The 26,735-nt window shown below is 47.0% G+C and carries 20 protein-coding genes; 18 read left to right on the top strand and 2 right to left on the bottom strand.

Features of this window, described 5'->3' with window-relative positions; translation table 11 throughout:
- Window positions 1-269: 269 nt before the first annotated feature.
- The 7 genes from G9G54_RS05855 (at window position 270) to G9G54_RS05825 (ending at window position 10,839) form a co-directional block, all read left to right on the top strand.
- A complete protein-coding gene (locus tag G9G54_RS05855; RefSeq protein WP_446723014.1) occupies window positions 270-2,393 on the top strand; it encodes a glycoside hydrolase family 6 protein in 2,124 nt (707 codons plus the stop codon).
- 173 nt (window positions 2,394-2,566) lie between these two features.
- Entirely contained in the window at window positions 2,567-3,502 is a 936-nt protein-coding gene (locus G9G54_RS05850) for a nucleoside hydrolase (RefSeq protein WP_165176604.1), read from the top strand.
- Between the two features lie 165 nt (window positions 3,503-3,667).
- Window positions 3,668-6,343 (top strand): PAS domain S-box protein, encoded by a 2,676-nt coding sequence (locus G9G54_RS05845; RefSeq protein WP_165176602.1) that lies wholly within the window; start codon window positions 3,668-3,670, stop codon window positions 6,341-6,343.
- Between the two features lie 161 nt (window positions 6,344-6,504).
- Window positions 6,505-6,894 (top strand): GntR family transcriptional regulator, encoded by a 390-nt coding sequence (locus tag G9G54_RS05840; protein ID WP_165176600.1) that lies wholly within the window; start codon window positions 6,505-6,507, stop codon window positions 6,892-6,894.
- Window positions 6,887-7,789, top strand: coding sequence for an ABC transporter ATP-binding protein (locus G9G54_RS05835; protein ID WP_165176598.1), 903 nt, complete (start codon window positions 6,887-6,889; stop codon window positions 7,787-7,789). The genes G9G54_RS05840 and G9G54_RS05835 overlap by 8 nt, the downstream gene beginning before the upstream one ends.
- Window positions 7,764-9,860 (top strand): DUF6449 domain-containing protein, encoded by a 2,097-nt coding sequence (locus G9G54_RS05830; RefSeq protein ID WP_165176596.1) that lies wholly within the window; start codon window positions 7,764-7,766, stop codon window positions 9,858-9,860. The genes G9G54_RS05835 and G9G54_RS05830 overlap by 26 nt, the downstream gene beginning before the upstream one ends.
- Before the next feature lie 214 nt (window positions 9,861-10,074).
- A complete protein-coding gene (locus G9G54_RS05825; protein ID WP_165176594.1) occupies window positions 10,075-10,839 on the top strand; it encodes a class I SAM-dependent methyltransferase in 765 nt (254 codons plus the stop codon).
- Window positions 10,840-10,898: 59 nt separating this feature from the next.
- On the opposite strand, the gene G9G54_RS05820 is transcribed toward G9G54_RS05825, so the two are convergent.
- On the bottom strand, window positions 10,899-11,171 hold the full coding sequence (locus tag G9G54_RS05820; RefSeq protein WP_165176592.1) for a hypothetical protein: 273 nt from the start codon (window positions 11,169-11,171) through the stop codon (window positions 10,899-10,901).
- 99 nt (window positions 11,172-11,270) lie between these two features.
- Here G9G54_RS05820 and G9G54_RS05815 point away from each other — a divergent pair, with 99 nt between their 5' ends.
- The 4 genes from G9G54_RS05815 (at window position 11,271) to G9G54_RS05800 (ending at window position 15,539) form a co-directional block, all read left to right on the top strand.
- On the top strand, window positions 11,271-12,722 hold the full coding sequence (locus G9G54_RS05815) for a PstS family phosphate ABC transporter substrate-binding protein (protein WP_165176590.1): 1,452 nt from the start codon (window positions 11,271-11,273) through the stop codon (window positions 12,720-12,722).
- Window positions 12,723-12,870: 148 nt separating this feature from the next.
- Entirely contained in the window at window positions 12,871-14,112 is a 1,242-nt protein-coding gene (locus G9G54_RS05810; protein ID WP_165176588.1) for a WD40/YVTN/BNR-like repeat-containing protein, read from the top strand.
- A gap of 13 nt (window positions 14,113-14,125) precedes the next feature.
- Complete coding sequence (locus G9G54_RS05805) at window positions 14,126-14,989, top strand: aldo/keto reductase (protein ID WP_165176586.1); 864 nt, start codon at window positions 14,126-14,128, stop codon at window positions 14,987-14,989.
- A 13-nt stretch (window positions 14,990-15,002) separates the two neighbouring features.
- Window positions 15,003-15,539: a mismatch-specific DNA-glycosylase gene (locus G9G54_RS05800; RefSeq protein WP_165176584.1), complete on the top strand. Its 537-nt coding sequence runs from the start codon at window positions 15,003-15,005 to the stop codon at window positions 15,537-15,539.
- Window positions 15,540-15,635: 96 nt separating this feature from the next.
- On the opposite strand, the gene ald is transcribed toward G9G54_RS05800, so the two are convergent.
- A complete protein-coding gene (gene ald, locus G9G54_RS05795; protein ID WP_165176582.1) occupies window positions 15,636-16,766 on the bottom strand; it encodes an alanine dehydrogenase in 1,131 nt (376 codons plus the stop codon).
- A 245-nt stretch (window positions 16,767-17,011) separates the two neighbouring features.
- Between ald and G9G54_RS05790 the strand changes: the two genes are divergently transcribed.
- From G9G54_RS05790 to G9G54_RS05760, 7 genes are all read left to right on the top strand, one after another.
- Window positions 17,012-18,676 (top strand): PucR family transcriptional regulator, encoded by a 1,665-nt coding sequence (locus tag G9G54_RS05790; protein ID WP_165176580.1) that lies wholly within the window; start codon window positions 17,012-17,014, stop codon window positions 18,674-18,676.
- 101 nt (window positions 18,677-18,777) lie between these two features.
- Window positions 18,778-20,301 carry a copper amine oxidase N-terminal domain-containing protein gene (locus G9G54_RS05785; RefSeq protein ID WP_165176578.1) on the top strand — a complete coding sequence of 508 codons (1,524 nt, stop codon included), beginning with the start codon at window positions 18,778-18,780 and terminating at the stop codon, window positions 20,299-20,301.
- A gap of 189 nt (window positions 20,302-20,490) precedes the next feature.
- A complete protein-coding gene (locus G9G54_RS05780) occupies window positions 20,491-21,801 on the top strand; it encodes a galactokinase (protein WP_165176576.1) in 1,311 nt (436 codons plus the stop codon).
- Between the two features lie 116 nt (window positions 21,802-21,917).
- A complete protein-coding gene (locus G9G54_RS05775) occupies window positions 21,918-22,835 on the top strand; it encodes a PD-(D/E)XK nuclease family protein (RefSeq protein ID WP_165176574.1) in 918 nt (305 codons plus the stop codon).
- Window positions 22,836-23,002: 167 nt separating this feature from the next.
- Complete coding sequence (locus tag G9G54_RS05770; protein WP_165176572.1) at window positions 23,003-23,662, top strand: SGNH/GDSL hydrolase family protein; 660 nt, start codon at window positions 23,003-23,005, stop codon at window positions 23,660-23,662.
- Window positions 23,663-23,803: 141 nt separating this feature from the next.
- Window positions 23,804-25,144: a hemolysin family protein gene (locus G9G54_RS05765; RefSeq protein WP_165176570.1), complete on the top strand. Its 1,341-nt coding sequence runs from the start codon at window positions 23,804-23,806 to the stop codon at window positions 25,142-25,144.
- A 262-nt stretch (window positions 25,145-25,406) separates the two neighbouring features.
- On the top strand, window positions 25,407-26,678 hold the full coding sequence (locus tag G9G54_RS05760; RefSeq protein ID WP_061831071.1) for a methyl-accepting chemotaxis protein: 1,272 nt from the start codon (window positions 25,407-25,409) through the stop codon (window positions 26,676-26,678).
- The last annotated feature ends 57 nt before the right edge of the window (window positions 26,679-26,735 follow it).

The raw sequence follows: 26,735 nt of genomic DNA, 5'->3' as shown, positions 1-26,735 counted from the left end.
TAATGTAGTCCTTAATTTATTCAATTTACAGCAGATTTCCAGCTCACTATAATCTAACATAGGAGGTGACAAAAAGGGGAAAATGTGAGCGCATGAACAAATAGAAAGCGCTTACCTTTTACAACTATGAACGCCGCTTTTTTTTGGAGAGAGTAGGCGTAACTCACATTTAATCATGTAACAATCAGGTGCCGACATAGGAAGATTCAACAAAATCCACGGAAAGATAGGTGAAGCAATTGAAAACAAAGCAAGTGCTTCGTAAAAGCATGAAGTATGCTTTTGCGCTATCACTCGTCGCAAGCAGCTTTCTACCAGGTGCAGGATTTACGGATAAAATACATGCAGAATCCCATGTGGACAATCCTTACCAAGGGGCGACAAAATACATTAGCCCTGATTATGCGGCTAGTGTCGACACATCGATTGCAAAAATTACGGATGCCAATCTGAAAGCAAAAATGCAAACGGTCAAAACATTCCCGACAGCCGTATGGCTTGATCGTATCGCTGCTATTAACGGCGGTGGAGGCAAGCTTGGCCTGGAAGCGCATTTGGACCAAGTATTGGCGCAAAAGAAAGGCAGCACACCGATTACGGCGGAATTTATTGTGTATGATCTGCCCGGACGGGATTGTCATGCCTTGGCTTCCAATGGTGAATTGCCACTGACCCAGGCAGGTCTGGAAACCTATAAAAAGGATTATATTGACAAAATAGCTGCTATTTTTGCGAATCCCAAATATAAGGATATTCGTATTGTAACGATCATTGAACCAGATAGTTTGCCAAATCTGGTAACTAATCTGGATGATCCGAAATGTGCACAAGCCAAGTCTACAGGGATTTATGAAGCTGGCGTGAAGTACACAATGAATAAGCTGAACGAGATTCCGAATGTGTACAAATACGTAGATATCGGTCACTCTGGTTGGTTAGGTTGGGATAACAACCGTTCAGCAACGGTATCCCTGTTTACAACCATTTTCAAAGATACTAGCAAAGGTCTGGCCAGTGTAGATGGCTTTATCACGAATACAGCCAACACTTCACCGCTGACAGAACCTAATTTGCCTGATCCAAATCTGAATATCGGCGGACAACCGATCAAATCGTCCAAGTACTATGAATGGAATCCTAATTTCGATGAATCGGATTTTGCAGAGTCATTGCATAGAGATTTTGTCAGCGCAGGCTGGCCGAGCTCACTCGGTATGTTAATTGATACAGGCCGTAATGGATGGGGAGGACCTAACCGTCCGACTTCCGCAGTCGGCAATGATATTAACTCCTATGTAAACTCAGGCCGTGTTGACAAACGCTCGCACCGTGGTAACTGGTGTAATAACAGCGGAGCAGGTATGGGAACGCCGCCACAAACGGCTCCAGCTGGCCATATTGATGCCTATGTCTGGGCGAAACCTCCGGGTGATTCCGATGGTTCCAGCTCACTCATTCCGAACGATGAGGGTAAAGGTTTTGACCGTATGTGTGATCCTACCTATACAACCAAGGATGGCACATTAACAGATGCTCTACCGAATGCACCTATTTCAGGAGCATGGTTCCATGATCAGTTTGTGATGCTGGTACAAAATGCGTACCCTGCTATCGTGCCTTCCACTGGTGGTGTGGACCCAGCGCCTACAGCTCCAGCTGTACCGTCTGGCTTAAAGGCCGTAGCTGGTAATGCTCAAGTAACGCTGACTTGGAATGCGTCTACTGGTGCCGATAGCTACACGGTCAAACGTGCCACTAGCGAAGCAGGTCCTTTTACAGCCGTTGCGCCTCTTGTAACGGAAAAAGAGTACACGGATAAGGGACTGACGAACGGAACAACTTACTTCTATGTTGTAAGTGCTACGAATGCGAAAGGAACAAGTAAGGATTCCGCAGCGGTAAGTGCTGAACCTAAAGGTACACCGACAGATCCGACGGACCCTACAGATCCTACAGAACCAGCGGGAGATCTGGTTGTAATGTATCGGGCCGGGGACACTGATCCAGCGAATAACGCAGTCAAGCCTTTCTTTAACTTGAAAAATAAAGGAACAACACCTGTGAAGCTGAGTGAGCTGAAAATCCGTTACTATTTCACGAAAGATGGCAGCCAGGAGCTGCAATCTGCAGTAGACTATGCGCAAGTAGGTAATGATAACGTGCTGCGTACCTTTACTGACAACTATATTGAAATTGGTTTCAGTCCTGCTGCCGGTACGCTTGCTGCCGGAGCGCAAACAGGTGATATTCAGATCCGCATGAACAATAGCGACTGGTCCAACCTGGACGAATCCAATGATTACTCCTTCGATCCAACCAAAACCTCTTATGCAGAATGGAACAAAGCAACGTTGTTCCACAATGATAAGCTGGTGTGGGGAATCGAGCCTTAGGATTTGGTCAGAACATGTGCCCTTGAATGATTGAAAAGTATTAAAAGAAGGTTACGGCATAACTGTCGTAGCCTTTTTTACGTCTTCGAATAAAGAATTTGATGACCAAGGGAATAAGCATTGAAATTGTGTATAATGAAAAAAAGAATGCTGTTCTACTGTGGAGGGTCATCATGAGCAAAAAGTTAATCTTAGATGTAGATACTGGCATTGACGACGCGCTTGCTATTGCGTACGCGGTCCATTCGCCGGAATTGGAGCTACTCGGTATTACAACCACCTTTGGTAATATCTCGGTGGAGGAGGCAACACGTAACTCACTGATTCTGCTGGAAAAACTGGGGGTAGAGGCTCCGGTCGTGTCTGGCGCTCACAAGCCGTATACTCGTGAGCTGTTCAAACCTTATTCCCGGCATATTCACGGCGAAGACGGTATTGGCAATCAGTTGAAAGGAGTACCCTCCCGTCAGGCTGCGTCTGGGGATGCCGCTGATTTTATAATCGGACAGGCTCGTCGCTATGAAGGCAAACTTACTCTGGTAGCTGTGGGACCGCTGACCAATCTTGCGATTGCATTGGATCGCTGTCCCGAATTGCCCCAATTACTTGACCGCCTGATCATCATGGGCGGCGCGGTCACAGTGAAAGGGAATGTAACTCCGACGGCTGAAGCGAATATTTACGCCGATCCAGAAGCCGCAGCCTATGTGCTGGGAGCGGGCTTTCCGCTTACGCTCGTTGGGCTGGACGTCACGATGCAAACACTGCTTCCACAGCAGGATGTGGACAAATGGCGTGAGCAAGGGACCGAGCTGGGTGCGTTTATGGCAGATATGACAGACTTTTATATGGAAGCTTATCGCAACTTCAGACCTGGTATTGCAGGCTGTGCTTTGCATGATCCACTGGCTGTAGGATTAGCGATAGATTCCAGCTTTGTGGAGACGCGTCCAATGCACATTGCCGTTGAGGTGGACGATTCCGCCGAGGTTGGCCGCACCCGTGAGGTGCAAAATGAGAACGAAGCTCAAGCACTGACTACGGTTGACGTGGCACTTAAAGTCGATGCGGAGCGATTTTTGCGTCATTTTCTTAGCCGGGTGGTATAAAAAAATAATTCGAAGATTGCCGATGAACCTGCATCGGCAATCTTTTGTGCATACATGTTTTAAGGGCATTCATCTAGAGGCGGACTCACCGTTATAAAAATTCCATATCATGTTAGAATAGGTATAGTTAGAAAAACTGCCGGACCACAAAGGAGGAGATTCATTGTGTTTTCTGCTGCTCGACGACTGCCTTTGCTGGAACATATGTATAATCATGCCCCGACAGGAATCGTGATTTTGTCGAGGGAGGGGAAGTGCCTGTACGTCAATCCCGCCTTTTGCAAAATGGTCGGATATGAGCAGGAGGAATTACTAGATATCCGATATTACCATCTCTTATATAAAGAGGCTCAGGATCAGCAAGGGTTGAGGGAGGCTTACGCAGGTTGGCTAAAGGCTACAGATCAAGTCTATAAGACAGAGCTGCGTTTGAAACATAAACGGGGAACATCCGTCTGGCTATCGCTGGAATTAACCATATTTGATGATGAGGCTACCGAACAATCTTATTTGATTGCGTATGCAATGGATATCACGGAGAAAAAAGATATGGAGCAGGTGCTCTCGGATAATGAGGATTTGTACATGCTGATTACGGAAAATACGCCGGATGTTATCTCATATAGCACGGCGGACGGCATACTCCAATATATTTCTCCTTCGGTGGAAAAACTCCTAGGCTATACAAAGCAGGAAATGCTCGGCAAAAAGCGGCTCCAATTCTACCATGTTGAAGATGCCGATTATATGCGTGTACATGGACTCTTCAAGGAAACAGGCATTATGAAGCGGCGTGTTCGTCATAAGGATGGGCACTATTTGTGGCTGGAAGTATCGTACCGCATTATTCGGGATGAACAGGGCAGAATCAAGCGAGTACTGTCCATCGGACGCAACATCACAGAGCGCCAGAAGAGCGAGGAGAATTTGGCAAAAGCTCAGCAGTTGGCGATGTTCGGCTCATGGGACTGGGATCTGGTCAACAATGTTATGCATTTCTCCAAGGAATTTCGTAGCATTTTTGGTTATCTTGTCAAGCCGGTTGAAACAAGTATTGACGCGCTCATGGCGGCTGTTCATCCAGAAGATACAGAGCGCATGAAACAGATTATCACCAACGTTATATTAAAGGGAGTTCACGAAGAAACCTTTTACCGGATTGTATTGCCCAATGGGGAACAAAAGGTACTGCGTTCAATCTGGGAAGCTGAAATGGACGAGCATGCAGGCAAGCCCGTTCAAGTGGTTGGTATGATCCAGGATGTTACAGAGCACCGGGAAATGGAGCAGCGTCTGCGCGAAAGTGAAAACCGTTATAGGTCACTGTTTCAGCATAATCCACTTGGGATATGCGCCGTGAATATGGAAGGTCATATCTTGAGTGTGAATCCGAGCTTGGTGGAGCTTACGGGTTATACGAAGGATGAGCTGCTTGGGGCTGACATACTTATCATGGCTTCCTCTGAGGAACAGGACAAAATCAAGCGTCATATGGAACTGGCCAAGCAGGGTGAGACGCAAACCTATGAATCGGAATTCATACATAAGGAGGGGGAGCGTCTATTCATTAAGATGACGAATATCCCGATTTTCGTGCAAGAGGAAATTGTAGGCTGCTACGGGATTATAGAAAACGTTACCCCTCTCAAAAGCTACATTGCTCAAATTGAAAAACTTAGTAATGAGCATTCGCTTATTTTGAATGCCGTATCCGAAGGAATTGTGGGTTTAAGTAACGAAGGACATGTCCGCTTTATGAACCCGGCAGCTGTCGAGATGTTCGGTGTAGGTTCGGCCAATCCGCTGAATGGCGCATGCATAGATATGATCCGCCATGCTGACGAAATTGGTAGTCATTTTCCAGACGAACAGTCCTCTATTCTTCAAGCGATTCGAAGCGGAGCCTCTTATCAGGCTGAGGAAGCAGTATTTTGGAAAAAAGACGGGTCCAGCTTTCTGGCCTCCTATCGAATCAGTCCTTTGATGGATAATGGCGAGCGAAAAGGGGCTGTGATGGTTTTTGTAGACAGGACGAATGAAAAGGAGATCATTCGGGCCAAGGAGTCTGCCGAACGCGCCGATCGGGCCAAGTCAGAGTTTCTCTCTGTGATGAGTCATGAGCTCCGTACACCGATGAACGGCATTATAGGCATGGCAGGGTTACTGGCAGATACTGAATTGGATGAGGAGCAGCGTAGCTATATAGACATTATTACCAGCAGCAGCGGTGCTTTAATGCAGATATTGAATGAGATACTGGATTTGAGCAAAATCGAAGCTGGCAAAATGTCTTTGCTACACGAGCCCTTTGTGCTAGATAATGTGGTCGGCAGTGTGGCTGACCTATTCATGACGCAGGCTATGGAAAAAGGCATTGAGCTGGAATGGCATGTGGATCAGGAAATGCCGGGAATGCTGGTCGGTGATCATGTGCGTATTCGACAGGTGCTGGTGAATTTGGTGAGCAATGCGATCAAATTTACGGAGCGAGGGCGTGTAAATATCTTTGTGGAGAGAAAGGCTTACAGCCGTCGTAAAAATAGATGCCTGATTGAGTTCAGTGTAACGGATACTGGAATCGGTATTCCAGCAGACCGCCAGCATCTATTATTTCAGCCTTTTTCCCAGCTTCATCCGGCACTGAACCGAAAATATGGAGGGACAGGACTGGGATTGTCCATCTGTAAAAACTTGGTTAAGCTGATGGGGGGTTCCATTGGTGTGGATAGCGATGAGGCCAGAGGAGCGACGTTCCGGTTCCAGCTGAATCTTAAGTTGCCGGAAGGTTCAACACTTGCGAATATAAGCCGTGATGAACCTTATGAGTCAAGGGAAGGCTAAAAAGCGATAACCGTGATGCATGATGCATCACGGTTATTTTTGTAAGGAATACCCAAAGAAAAGATTGACAAACTGTTCTAACTGTACTATCGTTAATAGTACAGTTAGAACAGTTAACCTATATAAATTGAAATTGAGCCAGTGTTGGAAGGAGGAAGTCCATGTTCGAGCTGGATATCCGCAGCCGCAAGCCGATCTACGAACAGCTTATGGACAGGGTAAAGGAAATGATCGTGTACGGATCGCTTCAGCAGGATGAGCAATTGCCTTCTGTAAGGGCATTGTCCGCTCAACTTACGGTGAATCCGAATACGATTCAGAAGGCGTATCGTGAGCTGGAACGTGAAGGCTATATCTATTCCGTTCAAGGCAAAGGCAGCTTTGTCACGCCTACCCAGCAGCAGCCGCAACAAATCAAGCGAGATGAGATTCGGGCGGCATTGTTAAAACAAATGGTCGAAGCTGTCCATTTCGGTTTTACACAGCAGGAAGTGGACGGCATATACGTGGAAGCTACACAAACAAAGGAAAGGGGGATGTCCCTTGATTGAATTAAGGGAAGTCACAAAGACATTTACAGAAGAAAAAGCTGTTGATCAGCTAGCCCTTACGGTAAAGAAGGGCTCCATTTTTGGACTGCTGGGCTCGAACGGAGCTGGGAAAACGACCTTGCTCAAAATTATTGCCGGGATTTACCGACCCGATGTTGGCAAGGTGTTAATCGGTGGACAGCCGGTATATGAGCAGCCTGAAGTCAAGCAGCACATTCTGTTTTTGCCGGATGCTCCCTATTTCTTCCCACAAGCGACAATTCGTCAGATGGCCCGGTTTTACCGCTCTATTTATCCAAGTTGGAGTGAAGAACGCTACACACAGCTAACAGGTATTTTTAAGCTGGACCCGAAGCGCAAACTTCACCGATTTTCCAAAGGGATGAAGCGTCAAGCCGCTTTTTTGCTTGCCTTGAGCTGTATGCCTGAGCTGCTGGTTTTGGATGAACCCATTGATGGTCTGGACCCCGTGATGCGTAGAATGATCAAAAATCTCTTGTTCCAAGAAACCGCTGCACGTGAGATGACCGTCGTAATTTCATCTCATAATTTGCGTGAGATTGAAGACATGTGTGATCATGTGGGCATTATGCACCAAGGACGGATGCTGTTGGAAAAAGAGGTCGACGACCTCAAATCTGATACGCATAAGGTGCAGGTTGCTTTTCGGGACAGCATGCATGAGGAAGCTATCTGTGGCCAACTTTCGGTCGTACATAAGGAGCGGAGGGGCAGTGTTCTGCTGCTTATTATCCGGGGTGAGCGAGAGCGGATTTCAGAGACAATTGAAGCGTATGAGCCGTATGTATTCGATTTGTTGCCGCTGACGCTTGAGGAAATTTTCATTTATGAAATGGAGGACGCAGGTTATGACATCCAACCGATTCTTCTGTAGCGGCGGCGTAATTCGCCAATGCTTGAGACAGCATGGCTGGATCGGTCTATTGTACTTGGCGGGATTGCTGTTTACAGTACCGCTGCCATTGTTTATGAGCATTGGTGATGAACAACCGCAAGTGGTTTTAAAAAGCTTGTTCGATAGCACAAACTCGGGTAATGAATTGCAAAAATTAATTTTAATGACCGTACCGGTGCTGGCAGGCGTGATGCTGCTTCGTTTTGTTCAGCGACAGGGGCCATCCGATTTGTATCATAGCCTACCTTTGCGTAGAGAGCATCTATTAACGGCACATTTCATTAGCGGTCTTATTCTTTTACTTGTACCTGTGTGGCTGACTGCGGGAGTAACTGCTTGGGTTAACACGTCAATCGAACTGCCTTATATTTTCCATATCCATGATATTGGATCGTGGGCTCTGGTCGTATCCGTCCTTACGATTTTCCTGTTTACCTTTACCGTGTTTGTAGGGACTTGTGTGGGACAATCGTTGCTACAGACCGTAGTAGTGTATGTTTTGCTGCTATTGCCTCAGTTTCTATTCATGATGATGGGGCGTTTTCTGGAACGTAATTTATACGGTTATGTGCGGGTGCGAGAAACCGTTGTCCAATATATTAACGGTTCGGAGTTTCGTAGCAATAATAATGTTTGGGAAAACTTATCGCCGTTTGTACGCATTATGGAGAACTTGCCGCAGCGCGCCTTTTCCTACATAGAGCTACTTGCCTATTTAGGTATCTCTCTGCTGTTTGTCGCCTTGAGTTATGGTTTGTATCGTATACGCTTGGTCGAAAAGGCGACTCAGGCCATAGCATTTCCTTTCTTACAGCCTTTGTTCAAGGCAGGGGTTATACTATGCGCCATGCTAGTACTAGGTGATTATTTTTATAATGCAGGTACAAGAGGAGTAAATTGGTCGATTTTTGGGTATACACTTGGAGCTATTTTAGGCTACATCGTTGTAGAGATGGTCATCCGCAAGACGTGGCAAATTGTGCGTGTTCGTGCTTTGGTGGAAATGGTTGTTTACGGTGTGATCATGGGGCTGGTACTATATATCCCGATTTCAGGTTGGTTGGGTTATGAGGGACGGATTCCAACAGCTCACTCCGTAGAAAAGGTTTATGTGGGGCAAGAGGAGCCTCTAGGGGGAGATGCACAAACAGAAGCTTATTACTCCCAAGACAGGGCTTATATCGCCTCTGTGCTAAATTTACATCGTGAACTTGTACGTGCACATGCAGCTGGCGAGAAAACGTTGTCCAAAAACCTGGCCGTCGAATCGGCAGTCATAGTCTACCGTTTGGATGATGGTTCCACCATGACTCGCCGCTATACATTCCCGGAGAAGCCCTTCCGGACAGAACTGACTAAAGTGATGGAAGCAGAGCCTTACAAAATGGTGAGGTACAAGTTGGATAAGCTGCAAGGAAAAGCAGAGACGATTAATATCCAATCCGTAGATGATAATGAAAGACGAGTGGTTTTAACCAATCCCAAAGAAGCACGTGAATTTGAAGATATACTCAGAGAAGAAGTATTAAATATGAGTTATAGCGAAATGCAATCACATCGATATCCCCTAGGGAGTGTTTCTATTACAAACAAAGAGTCATCCTTTACCAATAACGAACCGAGTTGGACTCGTGAATTTTCATTTGATTGGCCGGCTTCATATCACAAGCTTACAGGTTGGCTAGAGCAAAAGGGGCATGCGGATAAGGTGATCATTGATGCCAAGGATATTTTTTCGATACGGGCTGTTCCTATTATTACTGAAGAGCTTGAACCTTATCAACCCAATCAGTATATTGAAGACTATAAGCTATTTAAAAGCATCCAACAGAAGCATAAAGCAATAACGATTGAAGACCCGAAGCTGTGGAGCACTGTACTGGAAAAGCGTAGATCTAATAGCTATACTCCAAATATGACGAAAGGCACTTACCTGGTTCAGGTCAAGATCAAACCTTTATTTAGTTCAGATCCCCATACACGCTATTACTATTTTACTCCGAACGATATGACACCGGAGCTTGCCAAGGCATTACCAGCAGTTCCTTAAGCTCTTACGAAGGACAGTATCTGGTTTGGATAGCATATGGACGGAGGTAGATGAACATGGGATGGTTCGGACACGACATATAACAACCTTATCGACGGGTAAGAGCTCCTCCACATTAGGGCTGACATAATAAAGGCACAGAGAGGTACAACATAGAACATACAGAGAGAAGAGTTCAATTATGTCCAGTCCAATAGTGGAGGAGCAAAATAATATGAAATATACAGAAGATCGTGAATTTCTACAGTTGTTGGAGCATCATAGGCAGCCATTTTCCGGATGGGATTTTTCATTCATTTTGGATACAGGACGAGTGGCGAGCGAGCCTTTGGACTGGTCTTATGCCAGCAAGGCTTTTGCATTGATCCATTCCTCCAAAGCGATGCTGGATATGGGAACAGGCGGGGGAGAGCTATTGTCGCGGTTACGTCCTTTTCCAGAGATCGTTTGTGCGACAGAGGCATATGCACCGAACGTTCCTATCGCCAAGGCAAGATTGGAGCCGCTGGGTGTGCGCGTGATGGCTATACATGATGACGATTCCCTTCCGTTTGGCGATGCCGGGTTCGATCTTGTGCTGAACAAGCATGAGTCATTTTCGCCAGCGGAAGTGCGCCGTATTATGCGTCCAGGAGGTACGTTTTTGACTCAACAGGTGGGAGGCCTGGATTGTGCAGGCCTTAACGCCCGCTTGGGAGCACCTGATTACGTGTATGCGGACTGGACTCTTCCTCGGACACTTACAGGTTTGAAAAGCAATGGTTTTGAAATCGTAGAGCAGCGGGAACAGTTTCCAATACAGCGGTTTTACGATATTGGAGCACTTGTCTACTATTTAAAAGCCATTGAATGGCAGATTGCAGACTTTCAGCCAGAGAAATATATAGAACAGCTGTATGGTCTGTATTTGGATATCCAACGTGATGGGTACTGGGACGTGAAGCAGCACCGTTTTTTGATCCATGCCAGAGCGATATAAAGAAGATTCGATACCAAAAAGGTCCTTCCCGTGGGGGAGGCCTTTTTTTGCCATAAGCATTAGGGTAAGAACAATATCAGAAGCCACATGGCGGTTGGCAATGAAATACCAACGGCTATCGCTATATAGGGCAAGGGAGTTCGGAAGTAGTTTTTACAGTCCGCCTCCTTGTCCTTTTTCTCGTGATAGAACGCTACCTGGGTTGCAAAGCTGTGAAGTAGCTTGAGTGCTTCATCGCTTGGAATGTGCTGTAAGGAATGCCATAGATCATCATGTGCTTTTCGGAGCAAGGTTACATCAGATGTATGATTCGGGTGATCGGTTAAGGACATTTTTATCCTCCTCTCGTATACTAATCTTTACCATAATTGTACAATGAAGAAGCAATGGCTTACAGTCTCATTTCATTCATTAGATATAGGGGGATGTACATGTCTGATCCAAAGAGAGTTATAACCAAGCCGGAAAAGGATGAGTCTGTGCGGATAGCATGGTTTTGGCCATGGCTGGGCGGTACGTTTATGTTTGGATTGTTTTCAGTCATGTTTAATGTAGTTTGGAGTATGGTTGTGGCACCCCAAGTGCAGCTTCTGCTGAGGCATGAAGGTGTCACAGATACAACTGTGTTTGTAATATTACTTCTATATGCATGGATTATCGGTCTCATTTTTGCAGCTTATGGTGCCTTGAGTGCGCGTATGTCTAGCATGGGCAAGCTTTCGCTGATGCTGACTGGGCTATTATCATTATTATGTGGGCTGTGGTTGTGGATTGTAGGAATACAAGGGTCTGGTGGCCAACCTGCTGAAGTGGGAGGGGCGTGGGAGCTCTTTTCACTCTATCACGCTTGGGCGGAGCCTGTGTTGGAGGTATTGGGGCCATATACACAGCATGGTGAAGTTTGGTTTCTACTGGCAGCATTGCTGCCGATAGCTGGCATGGTAGTAGGAGTTGGGGTGAATCGTTATCCAGCGCTAACCGACAAGAATGGTAAGGTGGATCATAGATGGCAATGGATTGTTGCCGCGATATCTGCTGCGCTCGTCATTGTGCTAACGATTACACTGATGCTTCCTCAACGTCCGTACATCGCGGAGAAGGATTTTCCGGTAGTTGACGGGGCGACGGCGGCCATTCCGTTTGCACAGGATATGCTGCATGAACTGACCGGAATGAGCAAGGCGCGAGCGGCGCACGAGCTGAGATTCAACACGACCCATCAGGCATATGTCAATTTGATCGAAAAGAAGGCGGATCTGATTCTGGTGGCCGGTCCTTCCGATGAGGAACTGCGTCTGGCCAAAAGCCGGGGAATTCAAATGAAGCTCACACCCATTGGGTGGGATGCATTTATTTTTCTCGTACATCAAGACAATCCAGTCAGGGGACTTTCTTCGGAGCAGGTTCGTCGCATATATGAAGGGACTATCCATAATTGGAATGATGTAGGGGGCAAGGATCAGCCGATCATTGCTTACCAGCGAGAAGAAAATTCAGGCAGTCAGACATACATGCAAAAGAAAGTGATGGCAGGCCATGAGATGGCTGACCCGCCACGTGAACTACAAATTGGCATTATGGGTGGTATGATTAATGCAGTCGCAGATTTTAACAAGGATCACAACGCGCTCGGATATTCATTTTATTATTTTGCAAATGTGATGCATAATCGTCAAGAGGTCAAATTTTTGTCTATTGATGGAGTGGAGCCGAACAAAGAGCACATTCGCTCGAAACAATATCCATTCACAGCTCAACTGTTCGTGGTCACACGGGAAGGCGAGAAACCAAGCCCTTCGATGCAACGATTACTCGAATGGCTGCAAAGCGAAGCAGGAACCCGGGCCATCGAAAAAGGCGGCTTTGTTCCTGTAAACTCGTAATCCTGTAACACTGGTTTGCATTCAGTCCATTCCGTATATTCACCTTAAGAGTGAAACGAAGACAGCAGGGTAATACATAGAATATGCTTTGCTGTGAATACAGTACCCGCACAGCGTGTATATCACCAACATAAGGGGATGAACGAAAATGAAGAAAAAAACATCGGTCTGGGTGCTTTTACTCGCCGTAGCCATAGTGACAGCGGGGTGTGAAACAGGCTCACAAACAAGTTCGCAAACAGGACAAACAGCTCAAAATGAGCAAAAGGGTGCCGCCTCGGCACAAGCGAATGGTTCGGGAACCACTGTAGATACACCGAAAACAGGAGGACAAGCAACCATAGACACTACGATAGCGAAGGTCCGCATGGACAATATTACCGCGCTGCGTTTGATCGACGGCCAATCCGGCTGGATCGGCGGAAATGGCTGGATTGCCCGAACGGACGCGGTTGCATCCGGTTCAGTCGGATCGACGTGGAATGTGCAATATCAGGGCCAAGGTACGGTTCAGCAGATTTTTGCCTTGAACGGGCAGCAGGCTTGGGCTGTTATGGCAGACAGCGGATCGCTGCTGGCCACTCGCGATGGTGGCAAACGCTGGGAGGTTGTCGGGACTGTACCTGAGCAAGGGCAAGCGGGCTTTTTACACTTTGTATCATCCAAGGAAGGGTTCAGTGGCAACCAATATACGAAGGATGGTGGGCGAAGCTGGTCTTCGCTCCCCGTGCCTGGCCACTTGGTAGGACAGCCATATTACCATGATCAGCAAAACGGCTGGGCAGTTACGCAGGACACAGACCGTTCGTTTCAGATTTTACACACGGTTAACGGGGGCCAAAAGTGGACTACTGTCATGTCACGGACAACGGAGGCGCCTCTAAATGGAGCCATTATTCGTTCGGTAGAACGTGGCAACGCATGGATCGAGCTGGTTGGCGATACGGGGATGAATCAGACGTCGTATTCGCTTTGGCATACTGCCGATAGTGGACAAAGCTGGCGTGCTGTGTTGGCGAATACCACTGCTGGCGGCGGTCCGGCACCAGGTATTAGCCAGCAAGACAACCAGGTTCCCAAAAATGAAGGGGCTGCACCAGGTATGCTCTATGCGGTTAATAGCAATACCGCATGGATGGGCGGTTACTGCGCACCGTGCGACAAGCCCAATACCATCGGCTGGACGACTGACGGCGGCAAGACGTGGAACAATGGCAAGCAAGGCTTTGACGGTTATGGTGGTCAGCAAATCGGGATGGCAAATGCCAAGGAAGGCTGGGCTATTTTCTCGGATTCAGAGCAGGCCCCAGTCATGTATACCACCTCGGATGGTGGACAGCATTGGACGCAGAGCCATGTATTTGACAAGCCTGTGGCATCAGGCTCCTAAGGAGGGAATGCATATGAGCCAACATAAGAAAAGTGTGATTACCTGGACTGACGGTCGTGATGTGCCGCTAATCGGGCAGGGCACGTGGCATATGGGTGAAAAAGCGTCACTCCGGCAGGAAGAAGTGCGCTCGCTTCAACTTGGCTTGGAGCTGGGCATGACGCTGGTGGACACGGCTGAAATGTATGCGGAGGGCGGCGCAGAAGAGATCGTCGGAGAGGCCATTCGGGGTCGCCGGGATGATGTCTATCTTGTTAGCAAGGCGTATCCTCATCATGCGGACCGTCAAGGACTGGCTCAAGCGTGCGAAGCGAGCCTAACCCGAATGGGAACGGAGTACGTGGACATGTATCTGTTGCATTGGCGTGGGAATATTCCGCTGGAAGAGACGATACAAGGTATGGAAAAACTGCGTGAGCAGGGCAAAATCCGCAGCTGGGGAGTGTCCAATCTGGACAAGTCCGACATGGAGAAGTTATGGAGCCTAAGTGGAGGCGAAGCCTGCGCTGTCAACCAAGTGCTGTATCACGCAGCTTCGCGGGGCATCGAATATGATCTTCTACCTTGGAGCCGTACACATGGGGTGCCTGTGATGGCCTATTGCCCGATTGCCCAAGGTGGCCGCCTGCGACGGGGGCTGTTGGAGCATCCTGTTATGGTAGGCATTGCTGCCAGCCACGGGGTAACTCCATCCCAAATTGCGCTCGCTTGGGTCATACGGGACGGTGATGTCTGGGCAATTCCGAAGGCGGTGCAGGAATCGCATGTACGAGAAAATGCAGCGGCAGCAAGTATTCAGCTCACTCCTGAACAACTTCAACAAATAGACGAAGTTTTTCCTCCGCCAACGCGGAGGCAGCCGCTGGATATGGTTTGAGGAAGGAGGGCCCATGACAGAGCGAGAGACAGAACTGCATGAGGTAGATGATCATCTGGATTATGGATTATCCGTTGTATTCATCGGCTTTAATCCCAGCTTGAAATCAGGCGAGGTAGGACATCATTATGCGAATCCGCGCAACCGATTTTGGCGCATACTGGAGGGAGCAGGCTTGACACCTCGCTTGTACGATCCATCGGAAGATCGGGAGCTGCTGAAGCTGGGCTTCGGCTTTACGAACATTGTTTCCCGTCCCACGAGGGGAGTAGAGGATATTGCACGCGAGGAATACGCCGAAGGACGTCTGAAGCTATACGAGAAGCTAAAGGAATACCGCCCGAAGGTTGCTTGCTTTGTCGGCAAAGGCGTGTACACCGAATTCAGTAAAAAATCCAAAGTGAATTGGGGATTTCAGCCTGAACCGCTCATTCCCGAGATGCATGAATTTGTGGCACCTTCGTCTAGCGGACTGGTGCGCATGTCGCTGGAAGAAATCACAGATATTTATCGCCATCTCCAAACGTTCCTTTCGTCAGAAATCGTCTGAAATGCAGTAAGCACGGTGAATACAGCTAGCACAAAAAGAACCACACGCTTCAGTCCCTGCTGGGAAGAGCGTGTGGTTCTTTGAGCTGTTTCTATTCTATTGTAAGGCTTTCGCCTGCCATGCCTGTTCCACGGGAACATAAGGATATCCCAGATCACGTGCGACCGCTTCGTAGGTAATATGTCCGTTCAGGACATTAGTGCCGCTAAGCAGTGGCTTGCTTCTGCGAAGCGCTTCCTGCACACCCAAATCTGCGAGCTGGAGAGCAAAGGGGAGCGTCGCGTTCGTCAGAGCGAGCGTTGAGGTTTGCGGTACCGCGCCCGGCATGTTTGCTACCGCATAGTGAATGACGCCATGCTTCACATAGGTAGGCTGATCGTGTGTGGTGATATGGTCAATCGTCTCGACTATGCCGCCCTGGTCGATGGCCACATCCACAATCACAGAGCCGGGCTGCATCGTCTGTACCATGGCTTCCGTTACGAGCCGCGGAGCTTTGGCACCAGTGATCAGGACAGCACCGATCAGCAAATCACTTTGTGCCACGGCTTCAGCAATGTTGGACGGGGTGGACACCAGCGTATGGAGCTGATTGCCAAAAATATCGTCTAGTTGGCGCAGTCTTTGCAGGCTCAGGTCGATCAGTGTCACATCTGCCCCAAGACCGATGGCGACCTTGGCAGCATTGGTGCCGACCACCCCTCCGCCAATAATGGTCACTTTACCGCGTTTTACCCCCGGCACACCTGCCAGCAGAATGCCTTTGCCACCCTTTGGTTTTTCCAGCAGTTGTGCTCCAATTTGTACAGCCATTCGACCGGCAACCTCACTCATCGGAGTAAGCAGCGGGAGGCTGCCTTCAACATCTAGCGTCTCATAGGAAATGGCGGTTACGCCGTTGTCTGTTAAAGCGCGGGCCAGTGCTGGCTCGGCAGCCAAATGTAGATAGGTGAATAAAATCAATCCTGGTCGAAAATATCCGTATTCAGGGGAGAGCGGCTCTTTTACCTTGATAATCAGATCCGCCTGGGACCACACGTCCGCAGCTTGCTGCACAAGAGTCGCACCCGCAGTGGCATAATCTCCATCCGTAAAGCCGCTTTCAACACCTGCACGGCTTTCCACAAATACGTGATGTCCGTGTTGAATCATTTGAGCTGCACCTGCTGGCGTTAGAGCGACACGATTTTCATTGTTTTTAATCTCTTTCGGAACCCCAATTTTCATTTCATTCACCTCTCCTAAAAATAATTGTTAAGAAAATTACACTATCATTTTTGCGCAGCCCTGCCGATTAGTTACATGGACTCAAGCCGATAAATGCAATTCATGTTAGATTAGGTACAGTTTACAAGGGGTGAAGCTCCTTGACATCATACATTTTGTCGGATTATCTGACTTAAAGGCTCGACTTTTTGATGAATATATGTCATATAAAATGACATAAAGACATAAGCATAAGGAGAATGCCGATGAACGGTAAAAAAACATTTACCATTGCGGATGTGCTGGAACGTCCCGTTTTCCGGCGGGCGAAGCTGGCGGCGGGGGAACAGGGCGTACATCGCCTTGTGGGTTGGGTCCATGTGCTAGAAATCACAAATGTTTCTCCGTTTGTGAGCCGTCATGACTTGATTTTGACGACCGGCCTGTGGCTCACCCGGAAGGGGGAAGAGCGTGCCGAGTATATGGAGCAACTGATCCGCTCGGAAGCTGCGGGATTGTGTGTGGAGCTGGGCACGAGCATTCATGAAATCCCCTCTGAAATTCTGGAGTTGGCGGAACGACATCACTTCCCGGTCATCGTATTTGAGCAGCCAGTGCGTTTTGTTGAAATTACACAAGATATTCATTCCCTACTTATTAACCGACATCATGAACTCCTAAAAGATCTGGAGCGATTTTCACGTCAGCTTCAGCAGGAGACCCTGCGCAGCACTGATATGAACGCCCTCTTGCGTGTGCTTCATGACTATGCAGCCCGGCAGGTCATCTACATGTCTTCCATTGACACCAATCGATTCGTACCTTCCGTCCAGCCGGATCTAGCGGACCGTATTGCAGATTTTTATGCTAATGAAGTGGAATCTAGTATGACTGCCGATCGGGAGGGGCATCTGCTGTTTCACCTGAATGAATCCACTGCCGTCTTGTTCCAGCCCGTTGTATGCTTTGGTCAGGTGTTTTCCGCAGTAGGTTTGGTGCTGCATAGTGAAATGCCGACGGAAGAAATGTCGCTGCTACTCGATTACACTGCCAAGGCAGCCGCTACATTGGTGCTGAGAACACAGTTTCTTGAAGACCGATTGCTGCGTAATCAAAATGAATTGATTCAGGATGTGCTGAGCGGACAGCTTCCCAGTGAAGAACAGGCGCAGACCCGGATGGGCCTGCGATTGTTATCGAAGGGGCAGTATTTATTTTGGGCAGGGGTCATTGAGGTAGAACATCAGGACAAGGATGCCAGTCAGGTACGCAAGGAATCCATCAATCAGGATGTGCTAGTGCTGCTTCGTTCATTGTTGAAAAAAGAAACGTTGCACAACCTGCTGATGATGAAGGGAAGTCAATGCTACATCCTTTGTGCCAAGGAGGAATTAACACTGCGTTCCGCAGCGCAAATGAAAAAAGTGCTTGCCCATACTGTTCAATATATTCAGAATTATGCCGCAGGACAGCTTGATAAGGTGCGCATTCATGCAGGCTTTGGTAAGGTAAGGCATCGCATGACGGGGACGGATCGCAGTTTTGAAGAGGCATATAAGGTCATTGAAGTGGCACGAAGCGTCCCACTCATGAAGGATCGGTTATTTTACGACAGCATCGGAATCTATCAGTTGTTGAAGGCGGTGCCCCGCATTCCATTTCTACAAGAGTTCGTAGAGGACCATTTAGGCGAGCTGATTGCGCATGATCGTGAGCACCATATGCAGCTTTTGGATACACTGGATGCCTATTTTCAATCCCATGGCTCCAAGCGTGATACCGCCGGAATTTTGTACATTCACAGACAGACCCTTTATAATCGGCTGGATAAAATTAATGAAATCATAGAGGGAAATCTGGCAGACCCTGACAAACGTCGTTGCCTGGAAATGGCACTACTGGCTTACCGGATGCTTCAGGCTGAAAATTGATCCTAAATAACTAGTTCTATTTTCCATTCTACTCATTTACAATGCGTGTTAACACTGAGATAATAGAAGAGATTACGGAAATATCTTGAAAGGGGATTAATATGAATATAAAAAAATGGATCGCCGTCCCTCTTATTCTGTTGATGGTAGCTTTGACAGGTTGCCAGGCAGTAGGTGGATTTGATGTAAGTAAAAATTTATTGGGAACACTAGATGTGAAATCCCAGCAGACAACGGAGAAAATCTCTCTTAAATTGACTCCAAAAGAAGGAATCACGCAAGGAGATAAGGAAATCGTAGATTTGATTAATTCGATTTCCGTCACTGTGGATGAAGCCAAAGTACAATCGGAGGAACTTGCTTCTGCCAAAGGTACATTGCACATCGATAAGTATAACTTGCCGTTTGAACTTGCTTTAGACCGCCAAGGTTTGGCTATTCAACTGGAAGGTGCCAAAAAACCTTATTACATATCTTTGAACTCGCAAGAGAGTTTGAGCGGTCTGCCTGCTGGATTTGATCCATATGTATATTCCAAAGACGTGAGAGAACTGACGAAAACAGCCGCTGCACTTATGCTCAAGCATGCGCCTAACCCTTCTACCATTTCTACAACGTCTGTAACCGAGGAAGTATACGGTGAGAAAGACAAAGTGAAACTGACCCATCTGCATGCTGAACTTCGTGGTGATGAGCTGGTAACATTGGTAAAACCGTTCCTGGCGAATCTGGCAAAGGACGAAGCAGGCTTGAAAGAGCTGATCGGGCAAGCCATTGATATGACTAAAACGATTGCTTCCGGCATGAATATTGAAGGTAGTGAAAAAGTAACAACGGAACTGAGTGCTAACAAAGAAAAAATGGTCAATGAGGCTTATACCGAAGTTAAAAAGTATTTGGATCTGGCCGTTGATCAGTATGATGTAGGCGTTAGCACCATGTATGCACAGTCCCCTGAAATCAAAACGGTTCTGAGTGCTAACACGGTTCTGAAAAGCGACATGTATTTTGATGAAAAAGGAAATGTTCGCAAAGCGGCGACAGACCTGACGGTTGCTTTGCCAGATGTGGACGGTCTTCCGGTGAAGTCCTTCACAATTCTGACCGAAACTCAATCCTGGAACGTCAATGGTAGTGTGACGGCTGATAAAGTGGATATTTCTAACGGTGTTATTGACTTGAATAAACAAGCTGAATTAACTCCGGGAGCGACGCTGCGCAATTTTGAAGCGAATTCTCCGATCTATAACATTTTAAAAAATGATTTGGAAATTACAAAAGTAGAAACCATTTTCGATCCTAAAGACGATTACTACGTCTTGGAGAATCGTGGTGGTACTGCCTTTATTCCATTGCGTGAACTGACGAGCGAACTGAACTCCGAGTTAAAATGGGATGCAGCTGCCAAACAGACTACTGTAATTGATGATATTACAGGTAAGACGATTAAGCTGAAAAGTGGCTCTAAACAGGCTGTATTGGAAGGAAGCACATTGACGCTGCCACAAGCTCCATATACGGATGAATATGGCACATTGTATGTTCCTTTCAAATCAGTTGCCGAGGCGCTTGGCGCCACAGTAACTCGTAATAATGATGGGGAATATGTACTGAAACGCGACTAAAAAGAAATTCAAGGAACCGGCCCAATTAGGGGCTGGTTCTTTTTTAGTTATATTGGTAAAATGCTCAGTAAAGCGATTAAAATAAGCGCTTACAAATTTTAAAAGTGCCATACTTTTATACAGGGAAAATTGAGATAATTATAGTATCATTCCAGCATAGGAAAACACATACAATTAGGGGGATATACGATGAAAGATATGGAACTATTGAATTCCAGAGAGGGACAAATGGTGCTTGCCCGAATGTACGGTCAACAGCAAATCTCTGAGCAAACGACTCGATATGAATCACTTATACAGGCGTATCGGGAGCATTTTGGTGTAGGGGATATTGAACTGTTTAGTGCTCCGGGGCGCTGCGAAATTGGTGGAAATCATACAGACCACAATCACGGGAAGGTGCTGGCAGGCAGTATTACACTCGATACCATCGCTGCAGCTTCTAAAGTGGAGGAGTCTGTAATTACATTCTTTTCTGAAGGCTACAAGACGAAGTACGTCATCGATTTAACCGACTTGTCGCCAAAACCGGAGGATGACAGTACGATGCTGCTGATCCGTGGCATTGCCGCTGGTCTACTTGAATTCGGATACCGTATCGGGGGATTCCAAGCTTATATATCAAGCAATGTGTTCTCTGCTTCAGGTTTAAGCTCTTCCGCTTCTTTTGAAATGTTGATATGTACGATATTAAATCATTTTTATAACGAGGGAGCGTTAGATGCTGTTGCTAAATCCAAAATTGGTCAGTATGCGGAAAATGGCTATTGGAACAAGCCGTCGGGGCTGCTCGATCAGATGGCTTGCGCGTATGGCGGCTTGATTTCCATTGACTTTGAAAATCCCAAGGAACCGATCATAAATCCTGTTCATTGGAATTTTGAACAAAACGGATATTCCCTCGTTATTGTAAATACAGGTGGAAATCATGCTGATTTAACGGACGATTATGCGGCGGTGCCCAACGAAATGTTTGCAGTGGCTCAGTCTTTAGACGCTTCGGTTTGCCGTGACTTATTGCCGGAGGATCTATATGCCAACCTTAAAATGGTCAGGGAAAAAGCAGGAGACCGTGCAGTACTGCGGGCCTTGCATTTTTTTGAAGAAAATAGGCGTGTGGATGAACAGGTGAAATCACTGGAGGAGGGGCGCTTTACTGATTTCCTGAGGCTCGTTACCGAATCTGGTAATTCCTCATGGAAATGGCTCCAAAACGTATATAGAAGTGGGATTGCGCGGGAACAAGACGTATCGGTTGCACTGGCTTTAACAGAAATGTATTTAAAGTCAATAGATAGCAGCGCATGCAGAGTACATGGTGGTGGCTTTGCTGGTGTCATCTTGACGATTCTTCCGAATGATCATGTAGATGATTATAAGGAATGGATCAGCGGCATGCTGGGAACTCCGGTACTTGTTGTCAACGTCCGTGAGGACGGTGCTGTTAATGTTAGTGATTTGATACATGTTGAACGGACTCATTGCGAGTCTACAAACTAGTCAGTCAGTAGAAGACTTTAACCCATGGGTTAAAGTCTTCGTCCTTTTTATCGCCGATACAGCTTGGGTTTGCGTTATAATAAAGAGATGATAGTTTTAATGAAGGAGGGCCTGTCATGGCTATATACCCGTCCTGGTCCTATTCGCAATCAAGGGCTCAAACGTTCGATGAATGCTTACGCAAATACTATTATCATTATTACGGCTCGCATAATGGCTGGAATTCGGCGCAGGGCACTGAAGAGCAAGTTACATTGTATCGGCTCAAGCAACTGAGCAACTTATATATTTTATTCGGGAATATTACGCATCAAATGTGTGAATCAGTCATACGTGGATGGATGGAAAAAGGGGCTATCCCGCGCACAGCATACCTCGAGACAGCTATGAAGAACATGTTGAATAACAGCTACAAGGAATCGCTACACCGTGAGCTATGGCTACAAGATCCGAAAAATCACGTCATGCTGGCGGAGATTTATTACGACGACGAGGTGCTTCCAGAACGGATCGCCCTTATTAAGGAGCGACAGCACGCGGTGATACACAATTTGTACCGTACTGCGGTTTGGCGTGAACTGCAACAGGGAAAGGCCCGAATTGTAGAAGTGGAGAAGTGGGATACGATGCTCCTTCATGAGACGAAAGTGTATGTCAAAATGGATTTACTCTATCGTAGAGACAATGGAGACATGGTCATCGTGGATTGGAAAACAGGCAAGGAAGGCGATTTTTCCGACCAACTTTTTTTGTATGCTTCCTATGTGCAGGAGCACTATCAGCTTCCTTTGGAGAAGATCGAGGTACGTGTGGAGTATTTGATGACAGGAGAGCATGAGGCATATCGTCCCGCACAAGAGGATATCGACAAAGTGGTTGGTAATGTCGGACGATACATCGATGAAATGAAGTCCTGTCTCGATGACGATTACTATAATCGCCCCAAGCCCGAGTCTTTCTTCACTCCGATTCCTTCACGCAGAGCGTGCGGAGGCTGTAATTTTCGTGAGGTGTGTAAGTACCGAGCGGTGTGAAATGACTTGATCGCCCTTGCCCCCGGATTCCTACCCTAATTAAGCTAGTGAATCCGGCTATATGGCAAATCTATAATTCTTCTATATTTTGAAACCGCTTTATAATTTAGAAGATGCGAGGTATGATAAGGGTATTATTGGAAAATACGAAGGAGGAAGTTAGGAAGATGACGAGTACAGAACATGCACGTATTCTTTTTCAGGGAGATTCTATAACAGACGGAGGAAGGGGACGAAATGAGGACGCGAACCATTGGCTGGGTCAGAGCTATGTGTATCTGATCGCAGGTGCGTTGGGGAGCCGTTTGGCTACCACGCAGCCAGAATTTGTGAACCGGGGAATTTCGGGGGATCGAGTTTCGGATTTGTATGCACGCTGGAATGAGGACACGTTTAGCCTGAAGCCGGACCTGCTCAGTATTCTAATCGGAGTGAACGATGCCTGGCGGATCGTGGAGCAGGAGCCGTCCGGGGTGACGGACCGATTTGAACGAGCCTATCGCCACCTTCTAGAAGAAACGCGTGAAGTGATGCCCGATATCGGGCTGGTGTTGTGTGAACCGTTTATTTTGAAAACGGGAGCTACCGAGGCGCGATGGGATATTTGGCAAGAAAAAATAACGGGATACCAGCGTATTGTACGTCAGCTTGCAGACGAATATGGCGCCGTATTTGTGCCGCTCCAGAGCATGTTGAACGAAGCCGCTACCCAGGCGGACGCCTCCTATTGGCTGCATGACGGGGTTCATCCGACAGCGGTTGGGCATCAGTTGATAGCTGATCAATGGATAGATATCGTACAAAAGAGTCCGCTGGCGATTCGCTAACAGGGTCATACATAGTCTACTCCTTGTCATTTTTGGGTAATACACGATTATGGACATCATTACTTATGTTATGGTTCCATCCAAAAATGAATGTCAAAGGGGGTGCTTCTTGCTTCGTTATGAACGGAGCAAGAGAGGGCTATGGAAACGATAAATATCATTCTGGTCATATTACTTATCGCATTAACTGCTTTTTTTGTGGCCTCGGAGTATTCCATCATTCGTGTGCGGGTATCTCGCATCAACCAGTTGGCCTCTGAAGGCAACAAAAATGCGAAAGCTGTTAAAAACATTCTGTCTCGGTTGGACGAGTATTTATCTGCTTGTCAGCTCGGAACCACATTAACCTCAATGGCGTTAGGCTGGCTAGGGGAATCTACTGTTGAACATCTGCTACATCCCCTGTTTGTGTTGGCTCATATTCCGGCTGGTCTGACGGGAGTGCTCTCCTTTTTGCTGGCTTTTCTGATCTTGACCTATTTCGAGGTGGTCATTGGGGAGCTGGTACCGAAAACATTCGCCATACAGATTGCTGAACCCATGGCATTGTTTTTTGCCCGTCCGATCACGATATTTTATAAAATGACCTATCCCCTGAATTGGGTGCTCAGTCGTTCATCGCGTGTCATTACGGGTCTCTTCGGGCTCAAAAAGGTATCAGAAGAAGATGCAGCACTCAGTGAAGCTGAGCTTCGTTTGGCGTTATCTGAGGGCTTTCGTAGTGGTGAAATTACACCGACAGAATATCGATATCTGAACAATGTATTTGATTTTGACGACCGTGCAGCGCAGGAGATTATGGTACCGCGCATCCACATCCGTTCCATCTCCCACCAGGCAACAGTGGCCGAGTTTATGGAGCTGATCGAGGACAAAGTTTATAATTTTCTACCTGTAGCTGAACATGGAGACCGGGATCGTATTATCGGGATGATTCGCGTCAAGGAAGCCCTGCATGATTTGGCACGTGGGCATAGCACAGGGAATACGACGATGGCTTCTTATATTCATCCGGTGCTTCAGGTTATCGAGACGGTTCAGGCTCGGGATCTGCTGATTCAGATGCAAAAACGACGTATTCCAGTAGCGGTGCTGGTGGACGAATATGGTGGAACATCTGGACTTGTCACACTAGAGGACATTATGGAGGAGATTGTTGGAGACATTCCTTCCTATACCGACACCGAAACCCCCGCAGCGTTAACTCCACTCATTACAAAAACAGATGATCATCGTTACATACTCAAATCACAGGCGCTCATTCATGAGGTCAATCGGCGCTTGGAGACGGATATTGAGGCCGGGGACGTATATACGATTGGCGGATGGATGCTTTCAGAGCGTTTTGATATCCAGCAAGGAGAAAAGCTGACCATTGGTGTATGGGAGTTTACTGTACTGGAAAAAAACAGTCACCAAATAGACACAATTGAAGCGATTAAGAAAGCAGTCGTTGACCAGAAAAATGACAATGATTTTTAATAATGGAAATTGACTTTGTCGGTAACAGCTCGCTTAAGATGTGACGAATGGCCTGTAAAGCTTGTGACAGCGCGATTCGTCCGTTTTAAGATGCAAGCTGCTACCTGGTAACATATTGTTTTTTGTAATTAGGATAGGGGACTTAGGACTCTGTATCTTTATGCTCATAAATATATCTGTCTGTGAAAAATTCTACTAGAAATGTAGCAATTTTATGGTAAAATGGAATCAAATTTGAGTTTTTTGGGGTGGGCTACAGTACATGAAGATGTCACTAGGTACGAAAATGGTTACTGCATTTGTCTCAATTTCTGCAATAACCTATGGAACAAGCGCTTTTTTTATTTTTGTACTCAAGGACTGGCTTGCTCAAGGTACACAAGAATGGGTGTACACTTCGATCATTCTGTTATTGGGTGTCCTGTGGAGTGGCATTTTGGGCTGGTTGATCTCAAAATTACTCACACGGCCAATTGTTAGGTTGGCAAAGGCGGCAGAGGAAGCTTCGGCGGGGAATCTGTCTGTTGTAATTCCTGAACGTCGTTCGGAGGATGAAATCAAAGTTCTGTATGATGCATTTCGGCATATGATGCTGAACATTAAAGATATGTTCAATGAGATCTCGTACAGCACCAGAACAACTTCGCAAAGTGCGGAAAATCTGAGCTTGGCTATTGTGCAGGCTACCACACAAATTGAGTCCATGTCTTCGGTGGTAGAAGATATTTTGAATGGTGTGGAGCAGCAAAAGCAAGCATCTGCCCAATCTATTAAAACAGCAGACCGAATGCTGGGCGATTTTAAAATGATGCGTAGCAAATCGGGGCATATGCTGGAACTGTCAGGCCATATGGAGCATTCAGTAGATTCGACGCAGACTGTATTTTCATCCCTGATGGATGGAATGGGAGAGCTGACAGCATCACATGGTCGTTCGCAGCAGGTAATTGCACGACTGGAAAAAGAAGCTTCCCAAATTGAAGCGATTACAAGCACCGTGAAGGATATTGCCGAACAGACCCATCTGCTGGCGTTGAATGCTTCCATAGAAGCGGCGCGTGCGGGAGAAGAAGGGAACGGGTTTGCGGTAGTGGCTCACCAAATTCGCGCACTTGCCGCCCAAAGTACGGAGTCTGTGCAGCAAATAAATGCCATCGTTAGCCGTGTCCAGTCACAAATCGTAGAGACAGTGCAGTTGATGCATCAGCAAACGTCATTGGTCAGTGCTGAGGCGGAACGGACAAGCTCTGTGGATCAGACGCTGAACCGTTTGAACGCTATTGTACGTGAATTTGTCGAGAGCATCCGATTAATGGAAGAAGCCGTGACGGAGCAGACGAATCGGGTAGATCAAACCTTTGAGCAGATCCATCGTATTCAGCAAATGTCAGGGGCCTTCTCTGAAGGAGCTCATAAAATTTATAAGGCTGCTCATGAGGAGACAGCAATTATGCAGGAAATTTCGTCTTCTTCCGAGGATTTGAAAGTGCTTACGAATAAACTCATGATGAAAACACGTGGAATGCAACTATAACAGAAACCATCATGTGAGGCATGATATATACAAACAAAATATAGCCGCTATACACCG

Origin of the sequence: Paenibacillus sp. EKM212P, from assembly GCF_011066115.1 — a bacterium.
GTDB classification, from domain to species: Bacteria; Bacillota; Bacilli; order Paenibacillales; family Paenibacillaceae; genus Paenibacillus; species Paenibacillus polymyxa_B.
This window is presented reverse-complemented; position numbering and strand designations above follow the sequence as displayed.

Excerpts from the sequence above, each read along its gene's own strand:
- G9G54_RS05855 (WP_446723014.1), top strand. The coding sequence starts at position 270 with ATGAAGTATGCTTTTGCGCTATCACTCGTCGCAAGCAGCTTTCTACCA.
- G9G54_RS05850 (WP_165176604.1), top strand. The coding sequence starts at position 2,567 with ATGAGCAAAAAGTTAATCTTAGATGTAGATACTGGCATTGACGACGCG.
- G9G54_RS05840 (WP_165176600.1), top strand. The coding sequence starts at position 6,505 with ATGTTCGAGCTGGATATCCGCAGCCGCAAGCCGATCTACGAACAGCTT.
- G9G54_RS05830 (WP_165176596.1), top strand. The coding sequence starts at position 7,764 with ATGACATCCAACCGATTCTTCTGTAGCGGCGGCGTAATTCGCCAATGC.
- G9G54_RS05825 (WP_165176594.1), top strand. The coding sequence starts at position 10,075 with ATGAAATATACAGAAGATCGTGAATTTCTACAGTTGTTGGAGCATCAT.
- G9G54_RS05820 (WP_165176592.1), bottom strand. The coding sequence starts at position 11,171 with ATGTCCTTAACCGATCACCCGAATCATACATCTGATGTAACCTTGCTC.
- G9G54_RS05815 (WP_165176590.1), top strand. The coding sequence starts at position 11,271 with ATGTCTGATCCAAAGAGAGTTATAACCAAGCCGGAAAAGGATGAGTCT.
- G9G54_RS05810 (WP_165176588.1), top strand. The coding sequence starts at position 12,871 with ATGAAGAAAAAAACATCGGTCTGGGTGCTTTTACTCGCCGTAGCCATA.
- G9G54_RS05805 (WP_165176586.1), top strand. The coding sequence starts at position 14,126 with ATGAGCCAACATAAGAAAAGTGTGATTACCTGGACTGACGGTCGTGAT.
- G9G54_RS05800 (WP_165176584.1), top strand. The coding sequence starts at position 15,003 with ATGACAGAGCGAGAGACAGAACTGCATGAGGTAGATGATCATCTGGAT.
- ald (WP_165176582.1), bottom strand. The coding sequence starts at position 16,766 with ATGAAAATTGGGGTTCCGAAAGAGATTAAAAACAATGAAAATCGTGTC.
- G9G54_RS05790 (WP_165176580.1), top strand. The coding sequence starts at position 17,012 with ATGAACGGTAAAAAAACATTTACCATTGCGGATGTGCTGGAACGTCCC.
- G9G54_RS05785 (WP_165176578.1), top strand. The coding sequence starts at position 18,778 with ATGAATATAAAAAAATGGATCGCCGTCCCTCTTATTCTGTTGATGGTA.
- G9G54_RS05780 (WP_165176576.1), top strand. The coding sequence starts at position 20,491 with ATGAAAGATATGGAACTATTGAATTCCAGAGAGGGACAAATGGTGCTT.
- G9G54_RS05775 (WP_165176574.1), top strand. The coding sequence starts at position 21,918 with ATGGCTATATACCCGTCCTGGTCCTATTCGCAATCAAGGGCTCAAACG.
- G9G54_RS05770 (WP_165176572.1), top strand. The coding sequence starts at position 23,003 with ATGACGAGTACAGAACATGCACGTATTCTTTTTCAGGGAGATTCTATA.
- G9G54_RS05765 (WP_165176570.1), top strand. The coding sequence starts at position 23,804 with ATGGAAACGATAAATATCATTCTGGTCATATTACTTATCGCATTAACT.
- G9G54_RS05760 (WP_061831071.1), top strand. The coding sequence starts at position 25,407 with ATGAAGATGTCACTAGGTACGAAAATGGTTACTGCATTTGTCTCAATT.